The organism is Endozoicomonas elysicola (assembly GCF_000710775.1).
Classification (GTDB): Bacteria; Pseudomonadota; Gammaproteobacteria; order Pseudomonadales; family Endozoicomonadaceae; genus Endozoicomonas; species Endozoicomonas elysicola.
In genome coordinates this window covers 4,231,503-4,245,192 of the sequence record NZ_JOJP01000001.1, presented here as the reverse complement: position 1 = coordinate 4,245,192, position 13,690 = coordinate 4,231,503, and the positions used below count along the sequence as shown (strand labels likewise).

Genomic DNA, 13,690 nt, shown 5'->3' with positions numbered 1-13,690 from the left:
GAAAAGGCAATGACAGCTGAGAAAGAGAATACTCTGAATGGCGTACTCGCCGGGCTACAGTTACCTCCTGTGGCGGTAGACAAGGAGTTGAATCATCTGACCCTCGATAGTCGCAAGATCACCGGGGGCGAGTTGTTTATTGCGATTCCAGGTGCTCAGTCTGATGGCAGGAAATATATTGCAGATGCTCTGTCAAAAGGTGCTGCAGCAGTACTGGTCGATGACGATGAAGATTTTGACCCGCTTTCTGTTGCTGGTCATGAGTCTGTTTTTGTGGTGCCAAGGTTACGGGAAAAAGTTGGATCTCTTGCTAATCGCTTTTATCGGCACCCTTCTGAACAGCTTAAGATCATTGGCGTGACAGGAACCAATGGCAAAACTTCCTGCTGCTGGTTTATCTCTGAAATTCTTAAGCAGCAGGGGAAGCCATGCGCTTTGATGGGGACGGTTGGTCGAGGTTTACCTGGCCAGATGGAGGCTTCATTAAATACAACCAGTGATGTTGTCTCTTTGCACCAATACCTTGACCACCTGGTTGCTGATGGCGTTCCGGCGCTGGCGATGGAAGTTTCATCCCATGGACTCGACCAGGGACGGGTGTCCGGCGTTTCTTTTGAAGTTGCTCTCTTTACCCATATCAGTCGAGACCATCTGGACTACCACGGCTCTCTGGAAGAGTACGCAGCAGCTAAAGCCAAACTATTCTCACACTGCAGTTATCGCTATGCCGTTATTGGCAAAGATGATGCTTTCTCAGAGCTGATGCTTTCATCCTGTCCTCAGGGGACGAATAGAATAACCTGGTCACTGCAGGACGCCTCTGCAGATGTCTATCTGAGTGATATTCAAACGCTTCCCCAGGGGTTCAGGGCAAGCGTTCATTCGCCTTGGGGAAGTGGTGATTTGAACACTGCTCTGCTGGGGCGTTTCAATCTGGAAAATCTTCTGGCAGTTATCGCCGCTCTGGGGGTTCAGGGATACTCGCTCGATAGCCTTTTAGCTGCAATTCCCCTAATTTCTACACCTCCTGGCAGAATGCAGCAGTTTGGTGGAGGCAGTCAGCCTCTTGTTCTGGTGGATTACGCTCATACGCCTGATGCTATTGAGAGTGTGCTCTCATCACTGAGAGAGCATTGTTCTTTAATAAAGCGTTCCATAAAAGAGTGCGAACAAGGCGTCAGTAATATTGTCTGTGTATATGGCTGTGGTGGTGACAGGGATCGGGGTAAGCGCCCCTTGATGACGGCTGCTGCACTTAATGGGGCGGATAAAATAGTGCTCACCAGTGATAACCCGAGAACGGAAGATCCTGAGCAGATTTTTACCGATGCCCTGGAAGGTGTTTCTAATCAGGATCGTCAGCGAATGAGTGTGATTGCTGACCGATCGGAAGCAATTCATTCAGCAATCACTGCGGCCAGTGCTGGCGACATTATCGTGATTGCTGGCAAGGGTCATGAGAACTATCAGGAAATTAATGGTGTTCGACATCACTTTGATGATGCAGAACAGGTTCAGTCATCCTTACAGTCTCAGTACTGCAACGTTGTCCAAGAAACGGTTCAAGAAAGGGGCCAGGCATGATTGAATCAATATCTCTTTCCAGGCTTGCCGAAATTGTTCATGGGCAGTTGCATGATCACTTATTGGATCAGCCATCGGTAACCGGTGTCAGTATTGATACTCGAACTCTCAAATCAGGTGACCTGTTTATTGCCATTAAAGGCCCTCGCTTTGATGGGCATGCCTATTTGAGGCAGGCTCACTCTGCTGGTGCTGTCGCTGCACTGACAGAGCATTTTGTTACTGATGCGCCATTACCTCAGATCGTTGTTGAAAACACAGAAAAGGCATTGGGGCTGCTGGGCGCAGCTAATCGCAATAGCTTTAGTGGCTGTCTGGTGGGTGTGACCGGTTCCTGTGGGAAGACTTCGGTTAAAGAGATGCTGATGGCTATCTTTTCTGAAGCGGGCCCAACACTGGCAACAGAAGGTAATCTGAATAATGCCCTGGGTACCCCGTTAACGTTATTGAAAATAAACGCTGATCATCAATTTGCAGTGGTTGAAATGGGAACCAGTGCGCCCGGTGAAATTGAATACATTGCCAATATGGGGCGTCCGGATATTTCGTTGATCACGAATGCTGCTGAAACCCATCTGGCTGACCTGAAAACTGTTGAGGGAGTGGCCTGGGAAAAAGGCTTTATTCTGGATGCGCTTCCAGCCAACGGTATTGCTGTATTGAATCTGGATGATCGCTTTTACCGTGAGTGGTTTGATCGTGTTCTAAAGGAAACTGATCGGCGGGTCGTCAGCTTCAGTAACCAAAATACTGAGGCAGACTGTTTTGCCAGTGATGTTGAACCAAACCAGGTCGGCACACGGTTCACGCTCAATATTCGTGGGAATAATAAGCAGTCTGAGTCAGAAAAAGTAGAGCAGGTATCGATCCAGCTTTCATTCTGGGGGCGCTATCAAGTAGCGAATGCCTGTTGTGCTGCTGCCGTTGCAGCAGCCAGCGGCCTGCCTCTGGACATTATTGCTTGTGGGTTGGAAAATGCCCGGCCTTATCAGCGGCGTGGTCAGCGTTTTACTCATGCCAGCGGTGCGGTCTTAATTGATGAGACATACAATGCCAACCCGAAAGCAACATTGGCTGCTATTGACCAGCTGGTGGACTGTGGTGGGAAAAAAATCATGGTCTTCGGTGACATGCTGGACCTTGGCGAGATATCGGATGAACGCCATCAGGATATTGGGCGCTACGCCAGAGAGCAGGGAATTGATCAGTTATTGAGTTATGGTCCTTCTGCGCGTTTGGCTAGTGAAGCTTTTGGTGCAGGGCTGCATTTCGAAGAAAAGAGTGAGCTGATTGCCTGGCTGGATGCGCAACTTCAGAGCAGCCTCGATGAAAAGGTTGCAGTAATGGTGAAAGGATCAAAGGGGATGAAAATGTTGGATATTATCCAGGCTCTGGCAGGGGCTGATTATAAGGGAGATGCCTGATGCTGGTCTGGCTGGCAGATTATTTATCCCAGTATTACCATGGATTTCTGGTTTTTAAATACCTCACGTTGAGAGGTATTTTTGGGGTTTTAACCGCTCTGACCATGAGTCTGTGGCTGGGGCCTCATTTTATCCGGAAGCTGAGTTTTTATCAGATTGGCCAGGCCGTGCGTGATGATGGCCCTCAAAGTCATTTGAGCAAGGCCGGTACTCCCACCATGGGTGGTGCCCTGATTCTTATCTGTATTGCCATCAGTACACTGCTCTGGGCCGATCTGAATAACCGTTACGTCTGGGTCGTATTGGCCGTTACCGGCATTTTTGGTGCCGTTGGCTGGGTGGATGATTACCGGAAAGTGGTGGAGAAAAACTCTCGGGGGCTACCTGCTCGCTGGAAGCTTTTCTGGCAATCAGTTGCGGGGCTTGGAGCTGCATTCTTTCTGTTCTTTACAGCCCCCTCGGCCACAGAAACGACTTTGATTATTCCATTCTTCAAGAATGTGACGCTTCAGCTTGGGCCTTTTTTCATAATCCTGGCCTATTTGACCATTGTGGGTTCCAGTAATGCGGTGAATCTGACGGATGGGCTGGATGGCCTGGCCATTTTGCCAACCGTTATGGTGGCTTCAGCACTGGCTATTTTTGCCTACCTTAGTGGACATGCGACATTTGCCCAGTATTTGTTGATTCCTGCGGTTCCTGGCGCCGGAGAGCTTGTGGTGTTTTGTGCTGCCATTGCTGGCGCGGGCCTCGGTTTCCTCTGGTTCAATACCTACCCGGCTCAGGTTTTTATGGGTGATGTGGGCGCCTTGGCCCTTGGTGCTGCACTGGGTGTCATTGCCGTTATTGTTCGTCAGGAAATTGTCCTGATAATCATGGGCGGTGTTTTTGTAATGGAAACGGTCTCTGTAATCTTGCAGGTCGGATCCTATAAGTTGACCGGTCGTCGTATATTTCGTATGGCGCCGCTGCATCATCATTTTGAGTTGAAAGGATGGCCTGAACCGCGAGTCATCGTGCGTTTTTGGATTATTACTATCGTGCTGGTTTTGATTGGACTGGCGTCTTTGAAAATTCGTTAAGTGCGTATATGGGTAATGGGATTGTGACGAGCAGCGTTGTTGAAAGAGAGCCAATGGGATTGATTGGCTCCAGCTGTAACCGGGTCATTATCGGTCTTGGCAAGACCGGGTTGTCCTGTGCCCGTTATCTTCATAGTCAAGGGTTGCCTTTCAAAGTTATTGACACTAGAGAAAACCCTCCCGGGGAAGAGGAGTGCCGTCAGTTATTTCCTGATGCTCCACTTCATACGGGTGGCTTTAATGAGCAGTGGTTAATGGCTGCTGATGAGTTAGTGGTTAGTCCGGGTGTTGCCCTGAACGAACCGTCTATTTCCAGAGCCATTGAAAATGGGGCTACAGCTATTGGCGACATTGAGCTGTTTTGTCGGGCGGTGAATACTTGCTCGTTGAACAAGCCTATCGTGGCAATTACCGGTTCCAATGGCAAAAGTACGGTGACGACTCTGGTTGGAGAAATGGTCAGGCAGTCCGGACTTAATCCGGGGGTAGGAGGCAATATTGGAACTCCTGTTCTTGACTTGTTGGGTGATGACAGCATCGATGTTTATGTTCTGGAGCTTTCCAGCTTTCAGTTGGAAACCACTCACAGCCTTCGTGCAACGGCAGCGACGGTTTTGAACCTCAGCCCTGATCATATGGATCGTTATCCGACACTGGCTGAATATCATCAGGCAAAACAACGCATTTACAGAGGGTGTGGAACCGCAGTATTTAACAGGGATGACCCTCTCACCTCGCCTTTATTACCGGTAACTTCTGGAGCAGTGACCTTTACCAGGGGAGCTCCGGACCTGGGGCAGATGGGACTTCTTCCAGATGATGAAGGTATCTGGCTGTGTAAGGGGCTGGAAAAGCAGATGAATACGCGGCAGATGAAACTCAAAGGGCATCACAATTATTTGAATGCCCTTGCTGCATTAGCTCTGGGGGAGGCGATAGGCCTTGATTCCAATGCCATGTTTGAAGCACTCGTGTCATTTCCTGGATTGAAACATCGTTGTCAATGGCTGGGCGAGTATGAGGGTGTTACCTGGTTTAATGACTCTAAAGCCACTAATGTCGGAGCCTCTGTTGCAGCGATTGATGGTCTTGGTGAAGGGCTTGAGGGCCGCATTATTTTGATTGCCGGTGGCGATGGAAAGGGGGCTGATTTTACCGAATTAAAGCCGGCAGTAGACCGATATGTCAGTCATCTTGTTTTGATTGGAAGAGATGGGCCGGCTATCGAACAAGCGGTTAAAGGAAGTGTCGCGATTCATAACGCGAGCAGTCTGGAAGAGGCAGTAAGTATTTCTGCTGAGTTGGCTGAAGAAGGAGATGCTGTGTTGCTGGCACCTGCCTGTGCCAGCTTTGATATGTTCAACAGCTTTGAGCATCGGGGCGACCGATTTGCTGAGCTGGTCAATGGTTTGATTTTATGCTGAAACGGGTCCGCCAAAGCTTTCTTCGTGAGAAAGAAGCCTCAGAACAGGATGTATCGATGTCCATGCGCATTGATATGGTTCTGTTGGGTGCTGTGCTGGCTCTGCTTGCTATTGGTTTGGTCATGGTAGGTTCGGCATCCATGGATGTTTCCAGTGCCACCTTTGGTGATCCGTTGAGAGTTGTCCTTAAACAGTTTCTGTTTATGGGGGTTGGACTGTTTGCTATGGGGCTGATGATGCTTTTGCCCATCAGTCGGATGCAACAGATGAGTTGGTTGGGGCTTTTACTCGCTTTTTTCCTGCTGGTGGTTGTACTGATTGTTGGTCGGGAAATCAATGGCAGTGTCCGTTGGATTCCACTCGGCTTCTTCAATCTTCAGGCTTCGGAAGTTGCCAAACTTTGTGTGGTTATTTATCTGGCGGGTTATCTGGTCCGTCACCTGGAAGAGGTGCGTACCCAGTGGAGCGGCTTTATCAAACCAATGCTTGTTATGGCCGGATTAGCCTTGCTTCTACTTGCGGAGCCTGATTTGGGGGCGCTGGTTGTTCTGACGGTTGCTGTAATGGGTATGATCTTTATGGCTGGCGCCCGGTTTCATCAGTTTCTCGTTATGATTGCCGGGGTTATTATCCTGATTGGTCTGATGATTTGGATGGAACCTTATCGGATGGCCCGTATTACATCGTATATGGATCCCTGGGCTCATGCTTTTGGCAGTGGTTATCAATTGACGCAGGCATTAATTGCTTTTGGTCGTGGAGCTTGGCTGGGCGAAGGGCTGGGGAATAGTATTCAGAAACTTTTTTACTTGCCTGAGGCTCATACGGATTTTGTTTTTGCTGTTTTAGCGGAAGAATTCGGTGTTGTAGGTTCGTTATTATTGCTTGCTTTATTTCTATTTGTTGCCTGGCGCTCACTTCAGCTAGGTTCGAGATCTGAAGATAAAGGGCTGTTGTTCCATGGATTTGTTGCCTATGGAATAGCTCTGTTGTTTGCCAGTCAGGCTTTGATCAATATTGGCGTGAATACTGGCTTGCTCCCCACTAAGGGTTTGGCTTTACCGCTGATCAGCTATGGAGGCAGTAGTTTGATTGTGAACTGCCTGGCATTTGGTATTTTGTTGCGCATTGATTTTGAGCGGCGACAGGCCAAGGCGGTTGAGGTTAAGCCTGTAGCAGGCCGAAAGGCTACTGAGAAAACATTGGAAAGAAAATCGAGCGGAACTGCTGGAGGAAGTATTCATGGCTGAGCAGGCACCTCTGGTGGTTATTATGGCAGGTGGCACCGGTGGACATATCTTCCCCGGTCTGGCTACTGCAGATGGTTTGATAAAGCAGGGGTACCGTGTTCATTGGCTGGGTACTCCCGGAAGCATGGAGGCTGACCTGGTTCCGAGGCACGGGATTGATATTAGTTTTATCCCGGTGACAGGGCTGCGAGGAAAAGGGTTGAGCTTTTTATTGAAAGCCCCCTGGCGCCTGATGGTTTCACTGATTAAAGCGATTCGGGTATTGAGAGCTCATAAACCCGTATGTGTTGTTGGTATGGGGGGGTATGTGACAGGGCCGGGTGGTGTTGCGGCCAGGTTGTTAGGTATTCCTCTGGTGGTTCATGAGCAGAATGCTGTTGCTGGTTTGACGAATAAACTGTTGGCAAGAATTGCCTCTCGTGTGCTTGAGGCATTTCCGGGAACGTTTGCCAGAGTCTCTTCGGGGGTGGCCAGAAAAGTGCTGTTGACCGGGAATCCGGTGCGGTCGGATATAGTGACGGTTCCTGCCTGTAAACCCCACTCGCCTTTGCGCTTGCTGGTGGTTGGTGGTAGCCGCGGTGCCCTGGCTATTAATGAACGGGTTCCACAGGTTCTGAAAAAATGTGATGGCCGGGTAGAGGTCTGGCATCAAACGGGTAAGGTAAATTTTGAACAGTGCCAAACCGGTTACCAGCAGCTGGGTGTTTCTGGTCGGGTAGAGCCTTTTATTGATGATATGGCTCAGGCTTATGAGTGGGCTGATCTGGTACTCTGCCGGTCTGGTGCATTAACCATCGCTGAGCTGGCCGCGGCAGGAAAAGCTGGAATCCTGATACCATTTCCCCATGCGGTAGATGATCATCAGACAGTTAATGGGCATTATCTGGTGGACAGAGGTGCTGCCCTGATGGTTCAGCAAAAAGATTTGGATGTAGACGGTTTGACAAAAATGATTCTGGAGCTGGCGGATAATCCGGACCGGCTTGAAGTAATGGCCTCATCGGCAAAAGCCGCCAGTCTGCCACAGGCGACAGGTGATGTGGTTCGACACTGCCTTGAAGCGGCTGGTCAGGAGGTCTCCTATGCCTAATTTAAAGAGTCGTATTCCTGTTGTGGCAGTACCGGAGATGAGACGAATCCGCAAAATTCATTTTGTGGGTATTGGTGGTTCTGGAATGTGTGGTATCGCTGAGGTGCTTCTGAACCAGGGGTATGAAATCTCTGGTTCAGATATTCGTGCATCGGCAGTAACCGAGCGCCTGGAGCAGTTGGGTGTTGAGGTTTTTATTGGGCATCAGGCTGAGAATGTAACCAGTGCGGATGTGGTTGTTACCTCGACTGCTGTTGCAGGGAGTAACCCTGAAGTCGTTGAAGCCGAAAGTCGTCGTTTGCCTATCGTACCTCGTGCCCAGATGCTGGCGGAATTGATGCGTTATCGACATGGTATTGCGGTGGCAGGAACGCATGGTAAAACCACCACGACCAGCCTGCTTGCGTCAGTACTGGGATTCAGTGGTATGGATCCAACCTTTGTTATTGGTGGAAGACTTAATTCAGCGGGTACCAATGCGAAGTTGGGCGGAAGCCGTTATCTGGTCGCTGAGGCGGATGAGTCGGATGCATCTTTTCTTCACTTGCAACCGATGGTCTCAATTGTCACCAACATCGATGCCGACCATATGTCCACCTACGATGGTGACTTTGGCAAGCTGAAAAAGACGTTTATCGACTTTTTACATAATCTGCCTTTTTATGGTGTCGCTATTGTCTGTATCGACTGCCCTGTGGTTCGGGAATTGTTACCGGAAATTAAGCGACAGGTGATCACCTATGGCTTCAGTGAAGATGCAGACTACCAGGCTGTGAATGTTCGTCAGCAGGGCATGAAAACCAAATTTGACCTGGTTCGTCGAGCTACGACGGATGCTGAAGAAGCCCCTGTTGCTATTGAGCTTGCGATACCGGGCCGCCACAATGTGTTGAATGCGCTTGCAACATTTGCCGCTGCCTCGGATGAGGGGGTGCCGGATCAGGTAATTGCTGAAGGCTTGAGCCTGTTTGACGGTGTTGGCCGTCGCTTCCAAGTGTTGGGGGACTTTAATACCGGTGCTGGTGAAGTGATGCTGGTGGATGACTATGGTCACCATCCCACTGAAGTGGATGCAACGATTAAAGCGGTTCGTGACGGATGGGGTGATAAACGACTGGTTATGATTTATCAACCGCATCGATTTTCGCGAACCCGTGACCTGTACGAAGACTTTGTTAATGTTCTCTCTAGGGTTGATGTTCTTCTGTTGATGGAAGTGTACCCTGCCGGGGAAGAGCCAATTGCAGGTGCTGACAGCCGATCCCTGTGTCGGAGTATTCGTCAGCGTGGACTGGTTGACCCGATTTTTATTGCCCGGCCTGACGAAGTGGAATCGGTATTGGCGGATGTGCTGCAGGATGGTGACCTGCTTCTGGCTCAAGGGGCTGGAGATATTGGTGCTCTGGCACTCAGGCTTGCTCAGAGTGAGCTGGGGTTGCTTGCTGAACGGTAAGGGCGCTGAAAACGTAGCTACGAATTGATTAGAAAAGGGATACAGTGCATGAAGTACGACCGGAGTTGTGATCACTTTGATCCAAAGGCTTTTGGAAAGGTCGCTGTACTTTTTGGTGGTAACTCCGCAGAAAGGGAAGTGAGTTTGACCAGTGGCGAGCGGATTTATGCTTCGCTGACCCGGCAGGGTGTAAAGTGCCAGTTAATTGATACCTGCGAAAATGCAGTTGAACAGCTGCAGGCATATGGTCCTGATTATGCCTTTATTGCCTTGCATGGTCGGGGTGGTGAGGATGGCACCATGCAGGGGCTGCTGGAAACCATGGGGATCCCATACTCTGGTAGTGGTGTAATGGCATCGGCACTGGCGATGGATAAGTACCGTTGCAAACTGCTGTGGCAATCCATTGGTCTGCCGACTCCTGAATTTGCCCTGGTAATGGGGGCAGATAACCTTGGGCATGCGGAGTCTTTACTGCCGGCTTTTGTGAAACCGAGTATGGAAGGTTCCAGTGTTGGTGTGGCAAGAGTAGATCGAAGAGAAGATCTGGAGGCTGCTTGTCAACGCGCAGGTGAGCACAAAGGCCCGGTATTGGTGGAGTCGTTTATCGACGGCCCTGAGTTTACGGTGGGTATCCTCAATGATCAGGCACTGCCTGTCATCAGGATTGAGGCAGAGGGTGAGTTTTATGATTACGAAGCCAAGTATCTGTCTGATAATACCCGCTACTCAATTCCCTGTGGGCTGACTTCTATTAAGGAGCAGGAGCTTCAGGCTGTCGCTCTGACGGCATTTGAAACTCTGGGATGTTCGGGCTGGGGGCGTGTTGATTTTATGCAGGATCAGCAGGGACGGTTCTGGTTGCTGGAAGTCAATACAATTCCGGGAATGACAGATCACAGTCTGATGCCTATGGCTGCTGCTGATGCAGGGTTATCTTTCGATGAGCTGGTCATTGAGATATTGAAAGCTGCGAATGTCAGATAGAGCAGGATTTTCCATTTCTGCCAGTCGTCCTGGAGAGGTGCGTGGTGCTTCTCGAAAAGGGGGGCGACTGGAGGATGGAAGAAAAGGAAGAAGGCAGCTGCCGTGGAAAAGAGTACTGCAAATTCTGTGTTCTCTTTTTCTGTTGGCGGGATTGGTAGCTTCAGCGCCCTGGCTGATGAACTGGTTGAACCAGCCGATAGCACGGGTGGAAGTGCATTCTGCTTTTGAGCATTTGTCCAGAGAAGACGTTGAGAAAGAGTTGCAGCCGCTTTTGCAGGTGCGTTTTTTTTCTCTGGACCTGAAACAGATGCAAGCGGTACTTCTGGAAATGCCTTGGGTAAAAGAGGCCTCTGTTCGGCGGCACTGGCCCGATAGTGTTCAGTTGAGCCTTGAGGAGCAGCAGCCGGTAGCCAGATGGGGGCGTACTCACCTTATCAGCAATGAGGGTGAGGTGTTTGCCCCGAAGGATATTGCTGACTTTTCCGGGATGCCGGTTCTTGCAGGTTCAGAAGAGTCCGCAGCTGAGGTCATGCAGCAATATCTGGCCATTAGCCAGTTGCTAAGACCCATGGGTCTTAGACTTAAAACGCTGAAACGAAGTGAAAGTGGCTCATGGCGCTTTACCGTCGGGCATGTTGAGGTCAATATTGGCCGAGACCGAAGAATGGAAAGGTTGCAGCGTTTTGTTCGGCTTTACCATGCAAAGCTGGAGCCTCGTTGGCAGCAGGTAGAGCGGGTGGATTTACGGTATTTGAATGGTGCTTCGGTTGCCTGGGGTCAGAGCAGTCAGGCAGGCTCGGATTCATAATGGATAGAGAAGTTTGGGAAGATTGATGCCATGACAGCGGCAGATAATGGAAGATTGATCGTTGGGTTGGACATAGGCACTTCAAAAGTGGTGGCTATTGTTGGAGAACTCAACGCTGAGGGTGACATTGAGGTCATCGGCATTGGCTCGCATATTTCACGTGGGCTCAAACGTGGCGTCGTCGTAAATATAGATTCTACAGTCCATGCCATTAAGCGAGCTGTCGAAGAGGCCGAGCTTATGGCTGGCTGCCAGATTCATTCGGTTTACGCAGGCATTGCTGGTAATCATATTAAGAGCCTAAACTCCCATGGCATCGTTGCAATACGTGAGCGGGAAGTGAATGGTGCAGATATTGATCGTGTGATTGATGCTGCCCAAGCAGTTGCTATTCCCGCTGATCAACGCATTCTTCATATCCTTCCACAGGAATATGCCATTGATAACCAGGAGGGGATTAAAGAGCCTCATGGTATGTCTGGCGTCAGGCTTGAGGCTAAAGTCCATTTGGTGACTTGTGCCGTGAATGCTGCACAGAATATTGAAAACTGTATCCGTCGCTGCGGTCTTGAGGTGGACGACATTATTCTTGAACAACTGGCCTCCAGTTATTCAGTGCTCTCGGAAGATGAGAAGGAGCTGGGCGTTTGCATGGTTGATATTGGTGGTGGCACTACAGATATCGCCATCTTTACCGATGGGGCTATTCGTCATACGGCTGTAATCCCCATTGCAGGTGATCAGGTGACGAATGATATCGCCATGGCACTACGAACGCCTACGCAAAATGCTGAAGACATAAAGATTAAGTACGCCTGTGCTCTGGCGCAGCTGGCGGGTGCCGATGAAACCATTAAGGTTCCCAGTGTGGGAGATCGGGCGCCCAGAGAACTATCCAGACAGGCTCTGGCAGAGGTTGTCGAACCTCGTTATGACGAACTGTTTACGTTGATAAATGCTGAAATCAGGCGCAGTGGTTTTGATGATCTTATCCCGGCAGGTATTGTACTGACGGGGGGGACCTCGAAAATTGAGGGTGCGATAGAGCTGGCGGAGGAAATTTTCCATATGCCTGTTCGCCTCGGGGTACCCCAGGCTGTAAAAGGACTCAGTGATGTGGTCAATAACCCCATTTATTCGACAGGGGTTGGCCTGCTTCATTACGGTCAGAAGATGCAGAAAGACGGATTGAAAAAAACGGTTACCAGTAAGTCTCAGGATACCGGGCTGATTGACAGGATGAAGAGTTGGTTTCAGAACTTTTGATGCTTTTGTTGATGCATTAGTTGACGAGAGTGGCAGGAAAAATTCAGTAACGGTATTGGTAAGAATTTGTTAGATTGAGGGTGATAAAAAGGAGATGGCCATGTTTGAACTGGTGGATAACGTACCGCAGGAAGCGGTCATCAAAGTCATCGGCGTCGGTGGCGGCGGTGGCAATGCAGTTTGCCATATGCTGAAAAGTCAGCTGGAAGGTGTTGAGTTTGTTTGTGCCAATACCGATGCCCAGGCACTGAAAAAGCAGCATGTGCAGGCCCATACACACTTGCAGCTGGGAGCCTCTATTACACGAGGGCTAGGCGCGGGTGCCAATCCAAATGTTGGCCGTGAGGCTGCTATGGAGGATCGTGAGCGCATTGCTGAGTTGCTCAAGGGTGCAGATATGGTCTTCATTGCTGCTGGCATGGGTGGTGGGACCGGAACCGGTGCTGCTCCTGTTGTCGCTCAAGTGGCTAGAGAGCTGGGGGCCTTGACAGTCGCGGTGGTAACCAAGCCTTTTGGTTTTGAAGGCAAGCGCAGAATGTCGATTGCTGAAGAAGGCCTGAAAGAGCTTCAGGAGCATGTAGACTCTCTGATCACCATCCCCAATGAGAAGTTGTTGCCGGTACTGGGCAGTGATGTCAGTCTGTTAAATGCTTTTGGTGCCGCCAATGATGTTCTGCTTGGTGCGGTTCAGGGGATTTCTGAATTGATTACTCGTGACGGTCTCATTAATGTTGACTTTGCAGACGTTCGTACCGTGATGTCGGAAATGGGCATGGCGATGATGGGTACAGGTGTTGCCACCGGTAGTGGACGTGCTGCAGAAGCCGCTGAGAAAGCTATTCGAAGCCCGCTATTGGAAGATGTGGATCTTCAGGGGGCGAAAGGTGTACTGGTCAATATCACTGCAGGCCTCGACTTTACTGTTGGGGAATACAATCAGGTAGGCGACGTAGTTAGTCAGTTTGCTTCCAATGATGCTACTGTTGTTATTGGTACTGTTATTGATCCGGAGTTGACTGATGAGCTCAGAGTTACGGTTGTGGCTACCGGTATTGGTGCAGGTAGTGCCCCTAAAGAGCACTTAAAAGTTGTTGAGAAGTCGCCACCAAAAAATAAAGATGGCACTCCCAATTATGAAGGGTTGGAGATTTCACCGGTTTTGCGTAATCCTCGCCGAAATGAAGATGAAGTAGAACCCAGGTCAGAACCTAGAAGGTCGGCAGCGTCAGGTGATAATGTGGATTATCTTGATATTCCAGCATTCCTGAGGCGTCAGGCTGATTAATCAGGGCGTAGAAATGCGAACTTGTCTCAATTGTTAC

General features: G+C 49.8%; 11 protein-coding genes. All 11 read left to right on the top strand.

Annotated features, from left to right (window positions below):
• Nucleotides 1-9: 9 nt before the first annotated feature.
• The 11 genes from GV64_RS17915 to ftsZ all read left to right on the top strand — a co-directional run bounded on the left by GV64_RS17915 (nucleotide 10) and on the right by ftsZ (nucleotide 13,653).
• Nucleotides 10-1,584 carry a UDP-N-acetylmuramoyl-L-alanyl-D-glutamate--2,6-diaminopimelate ligase gene (locus tag GV64_RS17915; protein ID WP_020584864.1) on the top strand — a complete coding sequence of 525 codons (1,575 nt, stop codon included), beginning with the start codon at nucleotides 10-12 and terminating at the stop codon, nucleotides 1,582-1,584.
• Nucleotides 1,581-3,008, top strand: a complete 1,428-nt coding sequence (locus GV64_RS17910) for a UDP-N-acetylmuramoyl-tripeptide--D-alanyl-D-alanine ligase (protein ID WP_020584863.1) — start codon at nucleotides 1,581-1,583, stop codon at nucleotides 3,006-3,008. Before GV64_RS17915 ends, GV64_RS17910 begins: the two co-directional genes overlap by 4 nt.
• Nucleotides 3,008-4,090, top strand: a complete 1,083-nt coding sequence (gene mraY / locus GV64_RS17905; RefSeq protein WP_020584862.1) for a phospho-N-acetylmuramoyl-pentapeptide-transferase — start codon at nucleotides 3,008-3,010, stop codon at nucleotides 4,088-4,090. The genes GV64_RS17910 and mraY overlap by 1 nt, the downstream gene beginning before the upstream one ends.
• A 23-nt stretch (nucleotides 4,091-4,113) precedes the next feature.
• Nucleotides 4,114-5,514: a UDP-N-acetylmuramoyl-L-alanine--D-glutamate ligase gene (gene murD, locus GV64_RS17900; protein ID WP_330218056.1), complete on the top strand. Its 1,401-nt coding sequence runs from the start codon at nucleotides 4,114-4,116 to the stop codon at nucleotides 5,512-5,514.
• Entirely contained in the window at nucleotides 5,508-6,764 is a 1,257-nt protein-coding gene (gene ftsW / locus GV64_RS17895) for a putative lipid II flippase FtsW (protein WP_020584860.1), read from the top strand. The genes murD and ftsW overlap by 7 nt, the downstream gene beginning before the upstream one ends.
• Nucleotides 6,757-7,854 carry an undecaprenyldiphospho-muramoylpentapeptide beta-N-acetylglucosaminyltransferase gene (murG, locus tag GV64_RS17890; protein ID WP_020584859.1) on the top strand — a complete coding sequence of 366 codons (1,098 nt, stop codon included), beginning with the start codon at nucleotides 6,757-6,759 and terminating at the stop codon, nucleotides 7,852-7,854. The genes ftsW and murG overlap by 8 nt, the downstream gene beginning before the upstream one ends.
• Nucleotides 7,847-9,307 carry a UDP-N-acetylmuramate--L-alanine ligase gene (gene murC / locus GV64_RS17885; protein ID WP_020584858.1) on the top strand — a complete coding sequence of 487 codons (1,461 nt, stop codon included), beginning with the start codon at nucleotides 7,847-7,849 and terminating at the stop codon, nucleotides 9,305-9,307. Before murG ends, murC begins: the two co-directional genes overlap by 8 nt.
• A gap of 48 nt (nucleotides 9,308-9,355) precedes the next feature.
• Complete coding sequence (locus tag GV64_RS17880) at nucleotides 9,356-10,294, top strand: D-alanine--D-alanine ligase (protein ID WP_020584857.1); 939 nt, start codon at nucleotides 9,356-9,358, stop codon at nucleotides 10,292-10,294.
• Nucleotides 10,284-11,102, top strand: a complete 819-nt coding sequence (locus GV64_RS17875) for a cell division protein FtsQ/DivIB (protein WP_020584856.1) — start codon at nucleotides 10,284-10,286, stop codon at nucleotides 11,100-11,102. Before GV64_RS17880 ends, GV64_RS17875 begins: the two co-directional genes overlap by 11 nt.
• Before the next feature lie 30 nt (nucleotides 11,103-11,132).
• Nucleotides 11,133-12,368: a cell division protein FtsA gene (gene ftsA, locus GV64_RS17870; protein ID WP_020584855.1), complete on the top strand. Its 1,236-nt coding sequence runs from the start codon at nucleotides 11,133-11,135 to the stop codon at nucleotides 12,366-12,368.
• Between the two features lie 100 nt (nucleotides 12,369-12,468).
• Complete coding sequence (gene ftsZ, locus GV64_RS17865) at nucleotides 12,469-13,653, top strand: cell division protein FtsZ (RefSeq protein ID WP_020584854.1); 1,185 nt, start codon at nucleotides 12,469-12,471, stop codon at nucleotides 13,651-13,653.
• The last annotated feature ends 37 nt before the right edge of the window (nucleotides 13,654-13,690 follow it).